Source organism: Streptomyces sp. NPDC048269 (assembly GCF_040652395.1).
Taxonomy (GTDB): domain Bacteria; phylum Actinomycetota; class Actinomycetes; order Streptomycetales; family Streptomycetaceae; genus Streptomyces.
This window is the reverse complement of sequence record NZ_JBEZLW010000004.1, coordinates 273,388-292,440: the sequence shown is the minus strand read 5'-3', so window position 1 is coordinate 292,440 and position 19,053 is coordinate 273,388. Positions and strand designations below refer to the sequence as shown.

The 19,053-nt window shown below is 71.0% G+C and carries 12 protein-coding genes; 9 read left to right on the top strand and 3 right to left on the bottom strand.

Annotated elements, in window-relative coordinates; genetic code table 11:
* The first annotated feature begins 133 nt into the window (after positions 1–133).
* On the top strand, positions 134–2,095 hold the full coding sequence (locus AB0D48_RS06940) for an FAD-dependent oxidoreductase (protein ID WP_362391592.1): 1,962 nt from the start codon (positions 134–136) through the stop codon (positions 2,093–2,095).
* A 69-nt stretch (positions 2,096–2,164) separates the two neighbouring features.
* Here the strand turns inward: AB0D48_RS06940 and AB0D48_RS06935 are convergent, their stop codons facing one another.
* Positions 2,165–4,108, bottom strand: coding sequence for an NAD-binding lipoprotein (locus AB0D48_RS06935; RefSeq protein ID WP_362391590.1), 1,944 nt, complete (start codon positions 4,106–4,108; stop codon positions 2,165–2,167).
* A 453-nt stretch (positions 4,109–4,561) separates the two neighbouring features.
* Here AB0D48_RS06935 and AB0D48_RS06930 point away from each other — a divergent pair, with 453 nt between their 5' ends.
* The 5 genes from AB0D48_RS06930 (at position 4,562) to AB0D48_RS06910 (ending at position 12,447) form a co-directional block, all read left to right on the top strand.
* Positions 4,562–4,801 carry a hypothetical protein gene (locus AB0D48_RS06930; RefSeq protein ID WP_362391588.1) on the top strand — a complete coding sequence of 80 codons (240 nt, stop codon included), beginning with the start codon at positions 4,562–4,564 and terminating at the stop codon, positions 4,799–4,801.
* A 98-nt stretch (positions 4,802–4,899) separates the two neighbouring features.
* On the top strand, positions 4,900–5,706 hold the full coding sequence (locus tag AB0D48_RS06925) for an HlyD family efflux transporter periplasmic adaptor subunit (RefSeq protein WP_362391586.1): 807 nt from the start codon (positions 4,900–4,902) through the stop codon (positions 5,704–5,706).
* Positions 5,703–7,982 (top strand): NHLP family bacteriocin export ABC transporter peptidase/permease/ATPase subunit, encoded by a 2,280-nt coding sequence (locus AB0D48_RS06920; protein ID WP_362391584.1) that lies wholly within the window; start codon positions 5,703–5,705, stop codon positions 7,980–7,982. Before AB0D48_RS06925 ends, AB0D48_RS06920 begins: the two co-directional genes overlap by 4 nt.
* A 136-nt stretch (positions 7,983–8,118) precedes the next feature.
* The gene (locus tag AB0D48_RS06915; protein WP_362391721.1) at positions 8,119–10,926 is read left to right on the top strand and encodes an NHLP bacteriocin export ABC transporter permease/ATPase subunit; all 2,808 of its coding nucleotides are present in this window, start codon (positions 8,119–8,121) and stop codon (positions 10,924–10,926) included.
* A 270-nt stretch (positions 10,927–11,196) separates the two neighbouring features.
* Positions 11,197–12,447, top strand: a complete 1,251-nt coding sequence (locus tag AB0D48_RS06910; RefSeq protein ID WP_362391582.1) for an MFS transporter — start codon at positions 11,197–11,199, stop codon at positions 12,445–12,447.
* A gap of 164 nt (positions 12,448–12,611) precedes the next feature.
* Here AB0D48_RS06910 and AB0D48_RS06905 read toward each other — a convergent pair whose 3' ends face one another.
* A complete protein-coding gene (locus tag AB0D48_RS06905) occupies positions 12,612–14,300 on the bottom strand; it encodes a protein kinase (protein ID WP_362391580.1) in 1,689 nt (562 codons plus the stop codon).
* Between the two features lie 259 nt (positions 14,301–14,559).
* Complete coding sequence (locus tag AB0D48_RS06900; protein ID WP_362391578.1) at positions 14,560–15,132, bottom strand: TetR family transcriptional regulator; 573 nt, start codon at positions 15,130–15,132, stop codon at positions 14,560–14,562.
* A 140-nt stretch (positions 15,133–15,272) separates the two neighbouring features.
* Here AB0D48_RS06900 and AB0D48_RS06895 point away from each other — a divergent pair, with 140 nt between their 5' ends.
* The 3 genes from AB0D48_RS06895 to AB0D48_RS06885 all read left to right on the top strand — a co-directional run bounded on the left by AB0D48_RS06895 (position 15,273) and on the right by AB0D48_RS06885 (position 19,053).
* On the top strand, positions 15,273–16,064 hold the full coding sequence (locus AB0D48_RS06895; RefSeq protein WP_362391576.1) for an SDR family NAD(P)-dependent oxidoreductase: 792 nt from the start codon (positions 15,273–15,275) through the stop codon (positions 16,062–16,064).
* A gap of 811 nt (positions 16,065–16,875) precedes the next feature.
* On the top strand, positions 16,876–17,061 hold the full coding sequence (locus tag AB0D48_RS06890) for a hypothetical protein (RefSeq protein ID WP_362391574.1): 186 nt from the start codon (positions 16,876–16,878) through the stop codon (positions 17,059–17,061).
* A 417-nt stretch (positions 17,062–17,478) separates the two neighbouring features.
* Entirely contained in the window at positions 17,479–19,053 is a 1,575-nt protein-coding gene (locus AB0D48_RS06885; RefSeq protein ID WP_362391572.1) for a M9 family metallopeptidase N-terminal domain-containing protein, read from the top strand.

The window sequence follows — 19,053 nt, the reverse complement described above, 5'->3', positions numbered from 1 at the left end:
CCGCGGCTCGCGGCCGCCCGTGCGAAACCCAGTTCGTCAGCGTCGGGAGATCCGCGACGCACGTCCGGGTGGTTGTTTCCCGGCCCGCCGCTTTTTGACCGTCCGTGCCCGACCGGGCGGCAAGAGTTGGGCCATGATCACGGATTCGCTCGCCACCCCTGAACCCTCGGACGCACCCGCACCCGCACCCGCACCGGCGCCTTCCCGCAAGCCTTCCCGCCGTACCGTCATCGCCGGCGCGGCCGCGGTCGCGGGAGCCGGCGCGCTGACGGTCGCCGCCGCCTCCGCCGAGACCCCGAAGGCAGGCCCCGGCGCCGGACGCCCCGACTGGGACACCTGCCTCACCGTCGCCCGGGCCGTCCTCGTACGGGACGAGGAGGACCAGCCCCTGGTGCCGCGGTACGCGGACATCCTCCTGAAGAACGGCCTGCCCCGGTCCCGGGCCCGCAGGAAGGTACTGATCGTCGGCGCCGGGCCCGCCGGGCTCACCGCCGCCCACCTGCTGCACGAGGCCGGGCACCAGGTCACCGTCATCGAGGCCAACGCGAACCGGGTGGGCGGCCGGATCAAGACCTTCCGTACCGGCGGCCACGAGAAGGCGGCCGCACCCTTCGCCGATCCGAAGCAGTACGCCGAGGCCGGGGCCATGCGCATCCCCGACAGCCACCCGCTGGTCACCGGGCTGATGGACAGCCTCGGCCTCAAGCGCCGGCGCTTCCACCTGGTCGACGTCGACGGGGCCGGCCGCCCCGCGTACCGGACGTGGATCCACGTCAACGGCGTCCGCGTACGCCGGGCCGACTACGCGCGCGGCCCGCAGGCGGTCAACCGTTCCTTCGGAGTACCGCAGACCTACGAGTCCGTGCCCGCCGCGCAGATCGTCCGCGACGCCTTCGCTCCCGTACGCAAGGAGATCGAGGGCAAGAAGGACAAGGAACTCGTCGAGGGCTGGGCCCGCGTCATCCAGCGCTACGGACACATGTCGATGTACCGGTACCTGACGGAGGAGGCGGAGCTCGACGAGCGGACCATCGACCTGATCGGAACGGTCGAGAACCTCACCTCCCGTCTGCACCTCGCCTTCGTGCACAGTTTCATCGGGGCTTCGCTGATCAGCCCCGACACCGCCTTCTACGAACTGCCCGGTGGCACCGCCACCTTGGCGGACGCGCTCTACGCCCGGGTCGAGGACCTGGTACGGCTCGACCGCCGCGCTACCCGGATCACCCACGGCGAGGGCAAGGTCACCGTCGACACCGTGTCCGAGGGCCGCGGCGGCAGCCCCGTGCAGCGCGAGACCTTCACCGCCGACACCGCGATCATCACCGTCCCCTTCTCCGGACTGCGCCACATCCCGGTCACCCCCGCGCTCTCCTACGGCAAGCGGCGCGCGGTCACCGAACTGCACTACGACGCCGCCACCAAGGTGCTGCTCGAATTCAGCCGCCGCTGGTGGGAGTTCGACGAAGCCGACTGGAAGCGCGAGCTGGAGGCCGTGAAGCCCGGCCTGTACCGGAAGTACCAGCTCGCGCAGACCCCGGAGGCAGGGGGGCTGCTGGGTGCCCACCCCTCCGTTCCCAAGGGACACATCTCCGAAGCCCAGCGCGCCCACTACGCCGCCTGCCGCCTGGTCACCCGCGACCAGCCCGAGGCGGCCGGCGTCATCGGGGGCGGCTCGGCGACCGACAATCCCAACCGCTTCATGTTCCAGCCGTCCCACCCCGTCGAAGGCAGCGCCGGCGGGGTGGTCCTCGCCTCCTACAGCTGGTCGGACGATGCCCTGAAGTGGGATTCCCTGGACGACGACGAGCGGTACCCGCGCGCCTTGGCCGGCGTCCAGGAGGTGTTCGGGCAGCGGATCGAGGTGTTCTACACCGGAGTCGGCCGCACCCAGTCCTGGATGCGCGATCCGTACGCCTACGGTGAGGCGTCCGTGCTGCTTCCCGGCCAGCACACCGAGCTCTTCCCCCACGTCCGCAAGGCCGAAGGCAACCTGCACTTCGCCGGGTGCCACACCTCCGTGAAGCCCGCGTGGATCGAAGGAGCCCTGGAGTCCGCGGTACGGGCCGCGCTGGAAGTCCACTCGGGGGCGTGAGCGGCCGGGAGCCGCGCCGGCCCGCCGCCCGAAGACGGGGCGGCAGCCGGCGCGGCTCCCGCGGGACCGTCAGCTTTCGGCGAGCACGATCAGCCAGTCGCCCTCGGAGAACCGGACCCGCTGCCGCTTGTCGGGATTGATCCTCACCCCGTAGGCCGGGCCCGTGGCGGTCTGCGCGCGCAGCCGGTAGCCGACCGCGCATTCGCCGCGGCGGCGTGCGGACTCGACGGCCGTCGCGAAGGAGACCTCGCGACCGGCCCGGACGTAGTCCGCGGCCGGTTTCAGGTAGAACTCGTGTCCCTCCGCGGTGAACAGCTCCTCGAACACGGCGGCGAGGTAGCGGCTCTCCGAGATCTGGGTCATCAGCAGGCTGATCAGCCTGCCGCTCACGATGAAGTCGGCTCCGTCGCGGGCGGGCGCGAGGAGCCGGTTCCCGTCGTCGGACATCTCGGTGGTGAGCGCGAGTTCCCGGTGTGCGGCCTCCCCGATGGCCCGCAGGTGCAGCAGCGTGACCAGCGTCCGGTCGTCCGCCTGCGCCTCCACGTCCGTGGCCGTGGCCGTCTGAGAGGTGAGGGGAGGCGCGGCCGTGGCCACGGGGTCCGCTTCACCGATCACGATCACGCTGTCGTACGACGGCACGTCCAGCTTGGCCAGGACGAGCGGGTCGGTGACGTCCCCGCTGTGGAAGGCCACTGCGAGATGGTTCCGGGCGTCCGTGACGTCACCGGTGCCGCACGCCGCCGCGCCGTCACCGAGCGCCACGACGTCCAGGGTGGTTCCGGGGCTCACGTACTGGTCGAGCTGATCCACGATGAGCGGAGCCCGGCGGTTCCAGCCGAGCAGGAGCAGGCGTTCGGCCACCGGGATCCTGGGCCCGGCCGTGACGATCGCCTCCTCCTCGACGCAGCAGGCCACGTCCACTTGTACGGCCGTGTCGTCGTCCTGTGAGATGACGATGATCCGGTCGCCCGCACCGATCGCCGTACCGGGGTCCGGATTGAGGGCGACCCCGCCGTCGGCGCGCAGCAGGCCGACCACGGCGGACGTGGCGAACGACAGCAGGGCCTCGCCGAAGGTGCGTCCCGCGAGCCCTTCGGCGGCGGCGGTGTAGAACTCGTCGCCTTCGAAGTCCAGCAGTTCCTGGTAGACGAGCGAGAGGCCGGGCTGGCGCGCGGTCTGCACGAGGAGCCGGGCGACGATGTCGTCGACGCACAGGACGTGTCCCGCCGGCCCTGCGGCCAGCTTGGCGGTCACGTGGTTGCGGGGGTCACGGACCGCGGCGACGACCACCCCCGCGTCACCCGCCCCGGGGACGGCCGCGTCGAGGGCGAGCAGGGTCTTCACGACGTGGGCGTCACCGCCGTCTCCGGCGGGAGGCAGGACGAGAACCGCCTTCGCGGTCTGCGGACTCACCCGGCGCAGCTCGGTGGGGTCGGTGGTGCTGCCGTTGCGGCAGATGATCCGCGTTCTGCCGCGGTCGGTGACACGGGCGGAGATGTCGTCCTCCATTTCCACCTTGTCCTTCGGGGCGAGCACGGCAATGGCCGACCGGCGCTGGTTCGCGTGGGCGGCGACCAACTCGCCGATCACGGGGAACACCTGGTCGGACCATCCCAGTACCACGGTGTGCCGTGCCTCCAGCACGGTGGAGTGGCCGCGGCGCAGCGACATGAGGCGCCGGTTGATGCCCGTGGTGATCAGACTGACCAGCGTCGAGACGAACAGCAGGGCGACCAGGGCGAGGGACACGGAGGCGAGGACGTAGAGCGGGGGGCCGACCGCACCCCCGATCTTCAGGGTCTGGCCGACGCTGACCCACACGGCCGTGAGCCGGCCCGAGAGAGTGCCGGGGGCCGTCCGGTCGGACCAGACGAGGACCGTGCTCGCCGGGACGACGACCGCGAGGCAGGCCAGGGCGAGCCAGCCGATGAGCGCAGTGGTCCCGCCCGCGACCAGATGGTCGAACCGGTAGCGAAGCCGCAGCCGGAGGGACGTCGTGTGGTCGTGCGTCACGAAAGCTCCCGAGCATGAGACGACGCGCCAGGCGGGCGGCTGCCCGCCACTTCAGGACTCACAGTAGGGAACTCACCGCCCCGTCGTACACCCGGCGTGACCGACCGGTCACTCCGCGCGCCTTCCGAAAACCTGCACATCGTGTGTGTGACCACACCGACCCGCTTTCACAGTTCACCCGCATGCCGGACACCTCCCAGTGTTTTGGCGGGTGTTTGTACCGTTTGATCCCGTGCGGGTGGCGGGTCGCGCGTATCTGTTACTCGTTCCTGCGGAGAAGTTGTCACTATTCGGTGAATGAAGCTGCACGCCGGTAGTCGGAGGTGGCCGTCTGCCCATGAGGGTGCGTCAACAGGATTGGCCTGCTCGCCCGTTCGCGTGCTTTCATCTGCGCACCGCGGCAGTCGAGTAATGACGACGCCGCGCATTCCCCCCAAATGAAAGGTGCGCATAATGCGTAACGACCTTGAGACCCGTGAGATGGCCGACTCCGAGCTGGACGCCGTCTCCGGCGGCATCGTCAGCATCTCCGGTGGCCTGGCCGGCGCCGTGACCAGCGACGTCAGCGGCATCGGGGGCGTCGTCGGCTCCCTCGACACCGTCCAGGCCGCGACCGGTCTCGTCAGCCACGTCCCCGGCCTGGTCTCGGGCATCACCGGCGTTTCGGTGAACACCGGTCGCGCCGGTCTCTGAGTGGGATATCCCGTGAACCCCGGAGTGCTTCCCACGGCTCCGGGGTTCATGGCTGCCCGCGTGCCCGAACGATACGAATGCAGTTGAAGGAATAGTCCGTGCAGTTTCGTCAAAAGGCTCTTTCCAAGCTGCAATCGCCCGAAGAACTCGATCTGCCCGTACGCTTCGCGCGCCCGCAGGGGCGGCTCGTACTGGCCGTGACGGTCGTCGTCATGGCCGCGGCGGCCTTCTGGGCCCTCACCGGCACCGTTTCCGCCAAGCTGAGCGCACCCGGCATCCTCACCCACGCCGAGGGCAGTTACGTGCTCCAGAGTCCGGTCGCGGGACAGGTGACCGGGGTCCTCGCCGAGGAGGGCCAGCTCCTCGCACCCGGCGCGCCCCTGCTCAACGTCCGTACGGAGCAGGGCGACCGGCCGGTGCGCGCGGTGACCGGCGGCCGGCTGACGACCCTGTTCGCCAAGGTGGGTTCGGTCGTCGCGACCGGCGCGGACGTGGCGACCGTGGAACATGTGAAGGACGCGGACGACCCCCTCCTGGCCGTGCTGTACGTGCCGGGCGCCGGCAGCTCGACGATCCCCGTGGGCGCCTCGGTCGACCTGAGCGTCCAGTCGGTCCCCCAGCACCGGTTCGGCATGCTGCGCGGCCACGTCAAGACGGTGGGCCGCGCGCCGCAGACCGCGGCGCAGATCAGCGGCTTCCTCGGCGACAAGGGGCTCGCCGAACAGTTCGCCCGGCAGGGCAACCCGGTCGCGGTCCTCGTGGAACTGGAGCGCTCCTCCGCCACCAGGTCCGGCTACAAGTGGTCCTCCGCGGACGGGCCCCCGTACGCCCTCGACTCCACGACCCCGGTCACCGGCACCGTCCACCTCGCCGCGCAGCGCCCCGTCGACTGGCTGCTGCCATGACCGCGTCGCAGACCGGGGCACCTCCCCGGACACCCCAGCTCCCTCCCGCCGGCCGCCGGCGCCAGCGCCCCGAGCCCAAGGGCGGCACCCGCCGCAAGACCGCGCCCGCCCCCAGGGGCAGGACGCCCCGCCCCGTACGCACCCCCACCGTGCTGCAGATGGAGGCCGTGGAGTGCGGCGCCGCAGCCCTGGCCATGGTGCTGGGACACTACGGCCGCTTCGTCCCCCTGGAGGAGCTGCGCATCGGATGCGGCGTCTCCCGCGACGGCTCCCGCGCCAGCAACCTGCTCAAGGCCGCCCGCGGTTACGGGCTGAAGGCCAAGGGCATGCAGATGGACCTCGCCGCGCTCGCGGAGGTGCGGGGTCCGGCCGTCCTCTTCTGGGAGTTCAACCACTACGTCGTCTACGACGGCATGGGCCGCCGCTTCGGCCGCAGGGGCGTGTACATCAACGACCCCGGCAAGGGACGCCGGTTCGTCCCCATGGAGGAGTTCGACACCAGCTTCACCGGCGTCGTGCTCACCTTCGAACCCGGCGACGGCTTCCGCCGCGGCGGCCGCAAGCCGAGCGTCCTGGGCGCCATGCCCGCCCGCCTGCGCGGCACTTCCGGCACCATGGCCGCCGCCGTCGTCTCCAGCCTCCTGCTCGTGGCCGTCGGCGCGGCGGCTCCGGCCCTGAGCCGCACGTACATCGACATGTTCCTCATCGGGGAGCAGACCTCCCTGCTGGGCGTGCTGTTCGCGTCGATGGCCGTCACCCTGCTGCTCACCGGCACGCTCACGGCGCTCCAGCAGGCCAATCTGCTGCGCGGGCGCGTCATCTCCTCCACCCTGGGCAGCGCCCGGTTCCTGCGTCACCTGCTCAGACTTCCGGTCACCTTCTACTCCCAGCGCAACCCGGCCGACCTGGTCCAGCGCCTCCAGTCCAACGACGCGGTCGCCGAGACCCTCGCGCGGGACCTGGCCGCCGCGGCCGTGGACTCCGTCGTGGTCGTGCTCTACGCGGTGCTGCTGTGGACGTACGACCCACAACTCACCGTCGTCGGCGTGATGATCGCGCTGCTCAACGTGGTGGCCATCCGGACCGTGATCCACCTGAGGGCCACCGGTACCCAGAAACTGCGCGCCGAGAGCGCCCGGCTGACGAACACGTCCTACAGCGGCCTCCAGCTCATCGAGACGATGAAGGCCACCGGCGGCGAGAACAGCTTCTTCCGTCGCTGGTCCGGACAGCACGCGGTCACCCTCGACGTGCAGCAGCGGCTCGGCGTGCCCAGCGCGTGGCTGGCGATCGTCGCGCCCACGCTGGCGGCGCTCAACAGCGCGCTGATCCTGATGATCGGCGGCCTGCGGGCGGTGGACGGGCATCTCTCCGTCGGCCTGCTCGTCGCCTTCCAGACCCTGGTGACCAGCTTCACCGCGCCGATCTCCCGGCTGGGCGGTGTCGCCGGACGGATCCAGGACTTCGCGGCCGACGTGGCCCGCCTCAAGGACGTGGAGAACTTCCCCGTCGACCCGGTGTTCTCGCGGCGCGAGCCCGCGGCCGACACCCGCCGCCTCACGGGCCACGTGGAGCTGGAGAACGTCACCTTCGGCTACAGCCCGCTGGACGCCCCGCTGCTCAAGGACTTCTCGCTGTCGGTCGGACCCGGGCAGCAGGTCGCGCTGGTCGGCGGCTCCGGCAGCGGCAAGTCCACCGTTTCACGGCTGATGTCGGGCCTCCACACCCCGTGGCAAGGCGCCATCCGCATCGACGGGATGCGGCTGGAGGACATCCCCCGCAGCGCGCTGGCCGCCTCCGTCTCCTTCGTCGACCAGGACGTCTTCCTCTTCGAGGGCACCGTGCGCGACAACGTCACGCTGTGGGACCCCTCGATCCCGGACGAGGCAGTCGTCGCGGCCCTCCAGGACGCCGCCGTCCACGATGTGGTCGCGCGCCGCCCGGGCGGCATCCACAGCCGCGTCGAGCAGGACGGCCGGAACTTCTCCGGCGGCCAGCGCCAGCGGCTGGAGATCGCCCGGGCGCTGGTCCGCCGCCCCAGCGTCATGGTTCTCGACGAGGTGACCAGTGCCCTGGACGCGCTGACCGAGCAGACCGTGATCGACAACCTGCGGCGCCGGGGCTGCGCCCTCGTCGTCATCGCCCACCGGCTGAGCACGGTTCGCGACAGCGACGAGATCGTCGTGCTCGACCGGGGCACGGTCGTGGAACGCGGGCGGCACGAGTACCTGGTCGCCGCGCAGGGCCCGTACGCCGAACTGGTCAAGGAGCACTGAGGTGACGTACCCGCACCAGTACCCGTACGAATACCCGCACGAGTACCGGCACGACTACCCGCATGAGACCACGGCGGCCGCCGCACAGCCGGGCTGGGCACCGGGCGGCCAGGACTCCGACCCGGTCGTCGCCGCCCTGGGCACACTGGGCTCGCCGATCGACTGCACGGGCCTGCGCAGCCTGTCCCTGGAGGGCCCGCACGTGCTGTGGCTCGTCGTCCGGGGCGAGCTGGACCTCTTCGCCGTCGACGCCGCGCAGACCGGGCACTGGCACTTCCTCGGCCGGCTGGAGGCGGGCACCCTGCTGCTGGGCCCGGCCGACGGCCCCGAGCACACGCTGGTCGGCCGGCCCTTGCAAGGCTGCCTGCTGCGCCGCATCGAGCTACGGGAGCTGCCCGGCCCCGAATACGGCGCACCGTTCCAGCAGGAATGGGCCGACCAGGCGGCGTACGGCGACCCCGCGGGCCGGCCGAGCCCGCTGGAGGACGCGTTCGCGCGCGGTCTCGGACGCGGGCTGCGGGTGCTCTACCAGGCACCGCTGGACGGCCGCGCGACCACCGGGCCGGGCCCGGCCGACGACGACATCCTCTGGATGCAGATCACCCCCGGCAGCGTGCAGTACGGCGCCGTGTACGAGGAGGGCACGGCCGGCACCCTCCTCGTCGACGCGGCGATGTGGCAGGGCATGGTCGATCAGCAGTACCGGCTGCTGTACGCCCTGGACCGCTCGATCGAGCAGCTCGGGCGCGCCCACGAGGACCGGATGGCGGCCGGTATCGAGGCCGGTCAGGCGGCCCGTACCCAGGCGGACCGGACCCTGCTGGCCTCCATCGACCGCTCCCGCGGCCGTTCCCGTCACTGGGGCGCGAGCGTCGACGCGACCTTCGCGGTGTGCTCCCTCGTGGCCGACGAGGCCCGCATCACCCTGTCCGAGCCGGGCGAGGCCACCACCGCCTCCGAGCGGGTCGACCCCGTCGAACGCATCGCGCTCGCCTCGCGGATACGCACGCGCGTGGTCGGGCTCGGCGGGCAGTGGTGGCGGGAGAACAGCGGCCCCCTGGTCGGCCGGCGCGAGAACGACGGGAGCCCGGTCGCCCTGCTGTGGCGGCGCGGCGGCTACGTGGCGGTCGACCCCGCCACGGGCGCGCGGCAGCGCATCGGCAAGGGCGGTGACATCGGTGAGGACGCCTTCGAACCGCGCGCCGTCATGCTCTACCGGCCCCTGCCCGACGGCCGGGTGGGCCTGCCGGCGCTGCTCCGCTTCAGTCTTCGCGGCACCCTCCTGGAGCTGCGCAGCCTCCTGCTGGGCGGGCTGGTCGCCGTGGTCCTGGGCGCACTGGTGCCCATCGCCACCGGCCAGGTGCTCGGCCGGTACGTCCCCAACGCCGAGAACAGCCTCATCGTGCAGACCGGGCTGGCGCTCATCGCCACCGGGGTGGTCTCGGCCGCCTTCATGCTGCTGCAGAACGTCTCCATCCTGCGCATGGAGGGCCGTATCGAGGCCACCTTGCAACCGGCGGTGTGGGACCGGCTGCTGAGGCTGCCGACGAAGTTCTTCGCCGGCCGCTCCACCGGCGAACTGGCCGGCGCGGCCATGGGCATCAGCGCCATCCGCAGCGTGCTGTCCGGTGTCGGCCCGGTATGCGTCCAGGCGAGCACGGTCGGCACGATGAACCTCGTGCTGCTGCTCGTCTACAGCGTGCCGCTGGCGATGGCGGCGGTCGCCATGCTGGTCGCCGTCGCGGCGGTCTTCCTGGGCCTGGGACTGTGGCAGCTGCGCTACCAGCGCCGACTGATCACCCTCAACAACAAGCTCAACAACCAGGCCTTCCAGACCCTGCGCGGGCTGCCCAAGTTGCGCGTCGCCGCCGCCGAGAGCTTCGCCTACGCCGCCTGGGCACGGGAGTTCGCCCGCACCCGGGAGCTCCAGCAGCGCATCGGCCGGATACAGAACGTCACCACCGTGCTGGGCGCGGTCTACCTGCCGCTGTGCACGCTGGTGATGTTCGTCCTGCTGGCCGGACCTGCCCGCGGAGCCATGTCCGCCGGCGAGTTCCTCACCTTCAGCACCGCCCTGACGATGCTGATGTCCTCGGTCACGCAGGTGACCGGCGCGCTCATCTCGGCCGCCGCGGTGCTTCCGATGTTCGAGCAGGTCAAGCCGCTCCTGAGGGAACTCCCCGAGGTGGGCCGCGCCAGTACCCGGCCGGGCGAGCTGACCGGCGCCGTCGAGGCGAAGAACCTGTCCTTCCGCTACACCGACGACGGACCGCTGGTGCTCGACGGCATCGACTTCCAGATCCGACCGGGGGAGTTCGTCGCCGTCGTCGGAGCCAGCGGCTGCGGCAAGTCGACCCTGCTGCGCCTGCTCATCGGCTTCGACAAGCCGGTGGAGGGCAGCGTCCTGTACGACGGCCAGGACCTGGCGGCGCTGGACCAGGCGGCGGTGCGCCGTCAGTGCGGGGTCGTCCTGCAGAACGCCCAGCCCTTCAGCGGATCGATCCTCGACTGCATCTGCGGCGCGGAGTCGTTCCCGCTGGAGGAGGTGTGGGAAGCCGCCGCGATGGCGGGTCTGGCGGAGGACATCAAAGCCATGCCTATGAACATGCACACCATGCTGTCCGACGGCGGCGGCACGGTGTCGGGCGGCCAGCGCCAGCGCCTGATGATCGCCCAGGCCCTCATCCGCAAGCCGCGCATCCTGTTCTTCGACGAGGCCACCAGCGCGCTCGACAACGAAGCCCAGCGCGTGGTCATCGAATCCACCCGCGCCCTGAACGCCACCCGCATCGTGATCGCCCACCGGCTGTCCACGATCATGGACGCCGACCGGGTGATCGCCATGGCGGACGGCCGCGTCGTACAGCAAGGCCCGCCCGCCGAACTCCTCGCCGACACGAACGGCCTTTTCCACGAACTGGTCCGCCGCCAACTGAGGGACTGATCCGCCCCGTTGGCCGAGGCAGCAGACCGGGCGCGGTGGGGGCCCTGACCCCCGTCGCCGGCATCGGTCATGAGCTCCGGTACGGCTGTTCCGGCTGGTCGACGACACCCTTGCCCGGGCGCGTCCGTCGGAGCCCGTCGCGCTCCTGAAAGGCGACGCACATCCGTGACCGCCAAACGGCGGCTGAAAACGGTCGTTGTGGCGGAGGCGCGTACTCCCACCGGGCACACCCTGCACTAAGGTGCTCGCCGCACCGACTCGAGGGAGATCATGAAAACCGCCGCAGCCTCACCGACGACCCGTACGGCGCCCTTGAGGGTCGCGGCGTTTCGGCGATTCGTGCTCGCCAACCTGATCTCCGCCACCGGGTCCGCGATGGCTCCGCTCGCACTGGCCTACTCGGTCATCGACCTCGGGGGAGGGGCCCGGTCCCTCGGCCTGGTGCTCGCCATGAACACCGTCCCGACGATCGTCTTCCTCCTCATGGGGGGAGTGCTCGCAGACCGCCTTTCCCGCAGCCGGATCCTCTTCCTGGGCAACCTGCTCGCAGCCGCCGCGCAGGGAGCGCTGGCCATGACTGTCGCCGCCGGTCATGCGACGACGACGACCATCGCCCTCTGCGGCTTCGCCTCGGGAATCGCGATGGCCCTGACCGTGCCCGCCGCTCAGGGAGCCATGGGCCAGATCGTCCCCGCCGAGCACCTGCAGCAGGCCAACGCCCTGCTCCGGCTGCCGAGCAACGCGCTCAAGGTACTCGGTCCCGTCATCGGCGGGCTCGTCGTCGCTGCCAGCGGTTCCGCCTGGGCCCTGGCCTGGGACGCACTCACCTTCGCCGTGGCGGCCTTCCTGCTCCTCGGACTCCGCCTGGACGCTCCTCCCACCGTCACGAGCGCTCTGGGGGACCTGCGGGCCGGGTGGAGCAGCTTCTGGTCGCGTACCTGGCTGTGGACCTACACGGCGGCCGGGACCGTCCTCGTCGCCGCATGGCTGGCCGGCTTCCAGCTGCTCGGTCCCGTCGTCGCCGCGCAGCGGTACGCGGGCGCGCGTGACTGGGGACTGGTCCAGGCAGCCTTCGCCACCGGCCTGCTGTCCGGAACACTGGTGTGCCTGCGCTGGAAGCCGAACCGTCTGCTGACCGTGGCGGTCGCGGCCGGCTCCGCACTCGCCCTCCCCCTGGCCACCATGGCGTGGGGCCTGCCGCTGCTGGTCGTACTGCTCACGGCTGTGTTCGCGGGGATCGGCCTCGACGTCGCGATTGTCGCCTGGACCACCGCCTTCCAACAGCACGTGCCGCAGGCGGAATTGGGCCGCATGAGCGCGTTCAACAGTGTCGGCGAACGCCTGGCGATTCCCCTCGGCTACCTCATCACGGCCTTCTCGGTCCACACCTGGGACGACCGAACGGTACTCATGGCGTGCGCCGGTCTGGTCGTAGTCGCCACCGTCCTCAACCTGTGTGTGCCGGACGTGTACCGAATCAACCGGCTCCCGGCAAACGATCAAGCCGGCCCCGGAGCGTGACGCCCGCCGCCCCGCCGGGTCCGGCATGAAACCCGGCCGGCAGCCGCGGACTTGATGGATGTGCGCCTGCCTGCCCACAGCCCACACGTCCAGTCGGCGGATCGGACGGCACCGCGATCCGACGCCGCCCCGACCGACGACCCGGCGGCCCTCCCGGACAGGCCTTAGCAGCGCACCAGCGTGCCGCTCTCCCGGGTGAGGTGGGTGCTGGACATCCAGCCTTCGGTGTTCGTGCCCTCGGCACGGGCGTAGATCCACTTGTTGCCATGGGCGTTGGTGATGTAGCAGTGGTAATAGACCTTCACGCCGGTCTTGACCACGGACACGTAGCTGCACTCCGCGTACGGCCCGGTGTAGAGGTGGGAGTTGTCGAGCAGGTAGCCGTAGCCGTTGCTGCGGTTCTCGTGACTCCAGCCGGTGCAGGCCGTCGACACCGGGGTGGGCTCCTTCACCGTGGAACTGGGCTTGCTCTCCGGAGAGGCGGACGGGCTCGCGGCCGGCTTGGCACCGTTGTTGCCGGGCGTCGTCGCGGGACCCGTCTTGTTCGCCGAGGGAGACGGCTTCGAGGAGGCGCCCGGAGCAACGGAGGACCCCGGGCCGCTGCCCGCCGGGGAACTGGCGGCGGGCGGCGTCGCCTGCGCACCGTTCGCGGTCGTGCCGCCCTCTTGGCCGGTCAGGGCGTAGGTGATTCCGCCGCCTGCGGCGAGGAGTACGACGGCAGCCGCTGATGCGATGAGGGTGCGGCTGCGGCCGCGTGCGCCACGGGCTGCGGTGCGGCTCGTTTCGGGAGTGGGGACTCCGGCGGGGCTCGCGACCGGCGCGCCGGGCTGCGGAAGCGTCGGCGGCAGGTTGGGCTGAAGGTAGCCGGCATGCGGAGGCTGAGGCTGCGGGGTGGGCTGGGGGAAGTTCGGGGGGCCGAACCCGGGGGGCGGTGCGACGGCGGCCGCAGCCCCGGGAACCACTATGGGCGTGGGAGCCGGGCCCTCGGACACCGTCCGGCCCGAGGCGACGCGCTCCAGCATGCCGCGCGCCTGGTCGGCGGCGGGCCGGTCCTCCGGTTCCTTCGCCATCAGCGCCTGGAGCACCGGCGCGAGTGGCCCGGCCCGGCGGGGCTCCGGCAGTGGATCGGTGACGATGGCCGACAACGTGGACCACGCGGAAGTGCGGCGGAACGGCGAAGTTCCCTCCACCGCCGCGTACAGCGTCATGCCGAGCGACCAGATGTCCGACGCGGGCCCGGGCTCCCTGCCCTGCGCGCGCTCCGGTGGCAGGTAGTCGAGAGAGCCGACGATGTCACCGCTGCGGGTCAGCTTGGCCATGGCGTCGTCATCGGAGGCTTCCATGGTGGCGATGCCGAAATCGGTGAGAACGACCCTCCCGCCGTGCTCCATCAGTACGTTGGCGGGCTTGACGTCCCGATGCAGTACGCCGGCCCGGTGCGCGGCGTCGAGCGCGTCCATCAGTTTGGCGCCGATCGCCGCGGCCTCGCGCGGCTCCAGCGGGCCGCGCTCCGTCAACACGTCGTCGAGTGAGGGCCCGTCGACGAATTCCATGACGATGACCGGCAGACCCTCCTCCTCGGTCACGTCGTGCACGGTGACCACGCCGCTGTGCCGGATACGGGCGGCGGCCTGCGCCTCCCGCTGCATCCGGGCCCGCAGATCGGCCAGTTCGGCTGCGGAGGCGTCGGTGAAGGCCCGCAGGACCTTGACGGCGACCTCGCGGTTCAGCAGTTCGTCCACCGCCCGGGCGACCACTCCCATGCCGCCGCGCCCGACCATGGAGGTCACCCGGTAACGCCCTCCGAGCACCTTGCCTATCAGCTCTCCGCCATTCGCTTCCCCCGCCTTCACCGCACGCTCCGTTCCATCGCTTCGATCGCTTCCATGGCTCTTCGTGATCACCAACCGGCGGCCTCAAGGGTAGAGGCAGGAGCGAGCCGCCGCTGCGCACCCGCCCTGCCTCCTACAGCCTCCGACAGCCAGTCGCAGCGGCGGCCTCGCGGGCCGCGCTCGACGCGCGGGGCATCCTCGAACCCCGTGTGCTCGTGAACCGACGGGCCCGCGAGTGACGCCGGCCACGACGCGAGCGCGGGTGCGGACGGCCAGACGCCTACGAGGTCTGCGCCGGGGTGAACTTCGTGAGGACCAGCAGGGTGTCGACGAGGTCCTCGGCGGGGGCGCCGGTGGCCAGGCGGCGCAGCTGCTGCCCGAAGACCAGGGCGACGGCCACACCCGCCAGGCGTTCGGGGTCCGCAGCGCCGAGGTGGGTCAGGATCCGGGTGGCCAGCAGGTCGTACGCGGCGAAGCACTCGGCCGCGGCGGAACGCAGCCGTTCGTCGCGACCGGCCTGGACGTACAGCTCGAACGGCGCGATGTGGCGGCTGTCGAAGGCGTTGCCGCCCGCGACCTGCGCCACCACCTCGGCCGCCTGCCCGATGTCGAAGCGCTCGTCGGAGCATGCGTCGGCGAGCTCCGTGAAGTGCCGGGTCTCCTCGGCCACGAAGTGCAGCAGGCTCTCGCGCAGCAGCTCGTGCTGGGTGGCGAAGTGGTAGGTGACGGAACCGAGGGAGACTCCGGCCTCCTTGGCGATCCGCCGGTTGGTGAGGGCGGCGATGCCGTCCTGCCCGATGATCCGCAGTACGGCGTCGATGATGCTCTGGCGGGTGTCGGAAGCATGGGGCATGTCGACATTCTGCCCGATCGGCCGCCGAGACGCCCGTGCACGGGTGGGGAGTTGGGGATGCCGGCGGTGTGGACAGGGCACGGAGCGATCTCTACTGTTCGTTCGAACGAACAGTAGAGGGCGGCCGCACGGGAGTCAGCATGGACATATCCGGATCGAACGTTCTGCTCACCGGGGCGACCGGAGGCATCGGCTCAGCCCTGGCGGCGCGCCTGGCAGCCCAGGGAGCCCGCCTCACGGTCACCGGACGCAGGGAAGAGGCCCTCAAGGCCACCGCGGACGCCTGTGGCGCCCGTACCGTGGTCGCGGATCTGGCCGTCCGGTCGGACGTCGTCCGGCTCGCCGAGACCTGCGCCGAAGCGGACATCCTCGTCGCGAACGCCGCCCTGCCCGCCAGCGGTGACCTCCTGGACTACACGGAGGAGCAGCTCGACCGCGCCCTCGACGTCAACCTGCGTGCGCCTGTCGTGCTGTCCCGGCTGCTCACGGAGCACATGGTGGGCCGCGGCCGCGGCCACATCGTGCTGGTGGGTTCCATCTCCGGCAAGGCGGCGACGAAGTCGACGTCCCTCTACAACGCCACGAAGTTCGGGCTGCGCGGATTCGCCCTCGCCCTGCGACAGGAACTCAGGGGCACGGGGGTGGGGGTGTCCCTCGTCCAGCCCGGCTTCGTCCGCGACGCGGGGATGTTCGCGGCCACGGGCGCCACCCCGCCGAGCGGCATCAGGACCGTGACGCCCGGACAGGTCGCCGACGGCGTCGTACGAGCCGTCCGGCGCGACCGGTGCGAGGTCAACGTGGCGCCGCTGGAGCTGCGGCTGCTCAGTGCCGTCGCCGGGCAGTTCCCCGGGTTCGCCGAACGGATCCAGGCGCGAGCCGACGTTGACGGCTCGGTACGACAGATCGTCGAGGCCCAGCGCTCACACCGCTAGACGGCGGCGGTCCCGCGTCCCCGGGCGGGACCGCCGCTCTCCCCCTCCCCGCCGGGCGGGACGGCCGCTCACCCGGCCGTCTCCGCCTCCTCCCTGCGGATCCGTCCGTGCCCGCACCCGTACGCCCTCGCACCCGTACGCCTTCCACGCCACCCCACGTGAACGGAGAGCACGACTGTGCCGAGTCAACAGGGCCGTACCCGGCCCGGGTGTCGAGCGCAGGTCCCTGCTCCGATGAGGGGCGCTGCTGGCCGCGGGCGGAGCCGCCGCACTGGTTCCCGCACCGGTCGCGCACGCCTCGACGCGCGGCGGCGGGACCGACACGGTGACGACGCCGTGGACCCTGGACGACGCGGCCAACATCGCCGCCTGGCACGTCATGCTCTGCCTCGGCAAGCGGGTCGCCGCCGTGGGCAACAGTGACGCCCACAGCCCCACGGACGCCGTCGGTCGGCCGCACAACGTCGTGCACGCCACCAGCCTGTCAACGCCCGCCGTACTGGACGCACTACGCCTCGGCCCCTCCTACGCCGTCGAATCCGCCGCCTCCAGCCCTGGCAGCGCGTCGCAGGACCGGACGGCCGGGCGCCAACGGCGCCCCGACCTTCTCCGGCCCGGCCCTGGCGATCACCGGCATGTCCGACGGCTCCTCCCAGGTCCTCGCGATCGGACTCGACGGGATGGTCTACCACCGGCAGCGTCGGCCCGACGGCTCCTGGACCGGATTCCTGCCCCCGCGGGGCGTCACCAGCGCCACCATGGCGGCCAGCGCCATCGGCATCACGGGGACGCGGACGGCTCGGCCCAGGTCGTGGCGGTCGGCCTGGACGGACGGATCTGGCACGTCAGGAAGCCGGACGGCTCCTGGACCCCCTTCACGCAGATACCCGGCCCGAACGGAAGGGACCCCTTCCCCGCAGGGCAGGTCCGCATCACCGCGCTGCGTGACGGCACCACGCACGTGACGGCCATCAGCGCCGGCCAGGCAGGGGCATGACCTTCTCCTCGGCACCGCGCGTTCTCCGCGGGGCCCGGCCCCGCGGTCGATTCTCCCCAGGCGCTCCGAGGACTACTGATCGCTCATCAAGCAAGATCAAGGCGTGCCCCTGAGCGGTCCTGGCACATGCGGGAGGCGAACCGCCTCAACGGTCGACGCGCCTCCACGAAGGGGCTGATCCGCGGCGAGTCGGCCCGCAGGGTCTGTTACGCATGTCCAGCGATCACGTGGTTCCGTCCGGGAGGCTCAAGTTCCTTGACGAGACACCTCCCTGGCGGCTCATCAGTTCCTTCTGATGCTTGCACTCCCTTTCGCTGCCATGTGAACTGTGAAATTGTACGGTCGCACTTTCCGCGGCTATGCCAGCTCCGGGAGTGCTCAACTTCCGTTGCCATCCGGTCCGCACCCCCCACCGCCGTGCCCCACGCACGGCTGCCGACCGGCCTGGAGGCCATCGCTATGCGCAAACCCCCCACTCTCAGGAAACTCACCCAACTGCTGATACCCGCCGTGGCCGCCGCCGGCCTGGGGCTCACCGTGCTCGCCCCCAATGGCACGGCGACCCCGGCCGACACCGGGACACCCGAGCCCGCGCCGAGGTCGGCCCCCGCCCCACAGCCCGCCTCGGCCACCGTGCTTGCCGCCGATCTCGCCCCCGGACACGCCGCCGACCCCGCGCGATCGGCCGCGAAGACCTCGAATCCCGCGCAACGCCCTCCGCTCCCCGCAGCCCAGAACGCCTTGGAGCGCAAGCAGGCCCGCTCTGCGGCGAAGACCGCGGCGGACTGCAACGTCAGCGACTTCACCGCGAAGACCGGCGTTGCCCTGGCCGAGCAGATCAAGAAGTCGGAAACCACCTGCATCAACACGTTGTTCAGCGTGACCGGTGAAGACTCCAAGGCCCTCTTCCGCGAGGAACAGATGGTCACGGTGGCGAACGCACTCAAGGACGTCGCGACCGACTACCCGGGGGACAACAGCACTTCCGCAACCCAGGTGGTGCTGTACCTGCGCGCCGGCTACTACATCCAGTACAACCAGCCGGAGAACGTCGGTGAATACGGCCCGACGCTGAAGAGCGCCGTCCAGGGCGCCCTGGATGCCTTCTTCGGCTCGTCCCACGCCTTTGACGTCACCGAGGCCGACGGGGAAACCCTGGGCGAGACGGTCACCCTGATCGACAGCTCCGGAGAGAACGCCCGCCACCTCGACGTGGTCAAGCGTCTGCAGAAGGACTACGACTCGTCGTACGACCAGTTCTACGGGATGCTCGCGGCGGTCAACAACACCTACACCGTGCTCTTCCGCGGCCACCAGCTGCCGGAGTTCGTGGAAGCCGTGAAGGCGGACCCGAGCGTCCTCACCGGACTGCGTGACTTCGCCGTCGCCCACGACGATCTCCTCGGCACCGACAAGTCCTACCTGGCCGGCAACGCCGGACGCGAACTCGGCCGCTTCCTGCGGCACGCCGACCTCAAGGACACTGTCAAGCCGTTGGTCAAGGAGCTGCTCGGCCGCAGTGAGATCACTGGACGCACCGCCCCGCTCTGGGTCGGCCTTGCCGAGATGACGGGCGAGTTCGAAAAGGAGAACTGCGCCGAGTACGACACATGTGACCTGCAGAACCGCGTGCGCCACGCCGTGCTGACGGTCAAGCACGCATGCGGTCCGAGCGCGAAGATCCTCGCACAGGAGCTGACCGCGTCCGAACTGTCGGCCACGTGCGACAACGTCCTCAAGCAGGACCCGGTCTTCCACAACATCGTCAAGGACGACGGTCCGGTCAAGGACGACAACAACACCAGCATCGAGATCGTCGCCTTCAACTCCAGTACGGACTCAAGACCTACGTCCTCGGCGGTCAGCCGACGGACACCGCCGCGCCCGGCCCCATCACCGGTCGGCGGCTTCGCATTGCCGGACACCGTGCCCGGCGTCAGCTGGGCCAGCCGCGCGGTGATCCCGTCCCGGTCGAAGGCCGCCGGATCGTAA

Bases quoted from the DNA above. Each gene is read 5' to 3' on its own strand.
- AB0D48_RS06940 (WP_362391592.1), top strand. From the start codon at position 134: ATGATCACGGATTCGCTCGCCACCCCTGAACCCTCGGACGCACCCGCA.
- AB0D48_RS06930 (WP_362391588.1), top strand. From the start codon at position 4,562: ATGCGTAACGACCTTGAGACCCGTGAGATGGCCGACTCCGAGCTGGAC.
- AB0D48_RS06920 (WP_362391584.1), top strand. From the start codon at position 5,703: ATGACCGCGTCGCAGACCGGGGCACCTCCCCGGACACCCCAGCTCCCT.
- AB0D48_RS06910 (WP_362391582.1), top strand. From the start codon at position 11,197: ATGAAAACCGCCGCAGCCTCACCGACGACCCGTACGGCGCCCTTGAGG.
- AB0D48_RS06900 (WP_362391578.1), bottom strand. From the start codon at position 15,132: ATGCCCCATGCTTCCGACACCCGCCAGAGCATCATCGACGCCGTACTG.
- AB0D48_RS06895 (WP_362391576.1), top strand. From the start codon at position 15,273: ATGGACATATCCGGATCGAACGTTCTGCTCACCGGGGCGACCGGAGGC.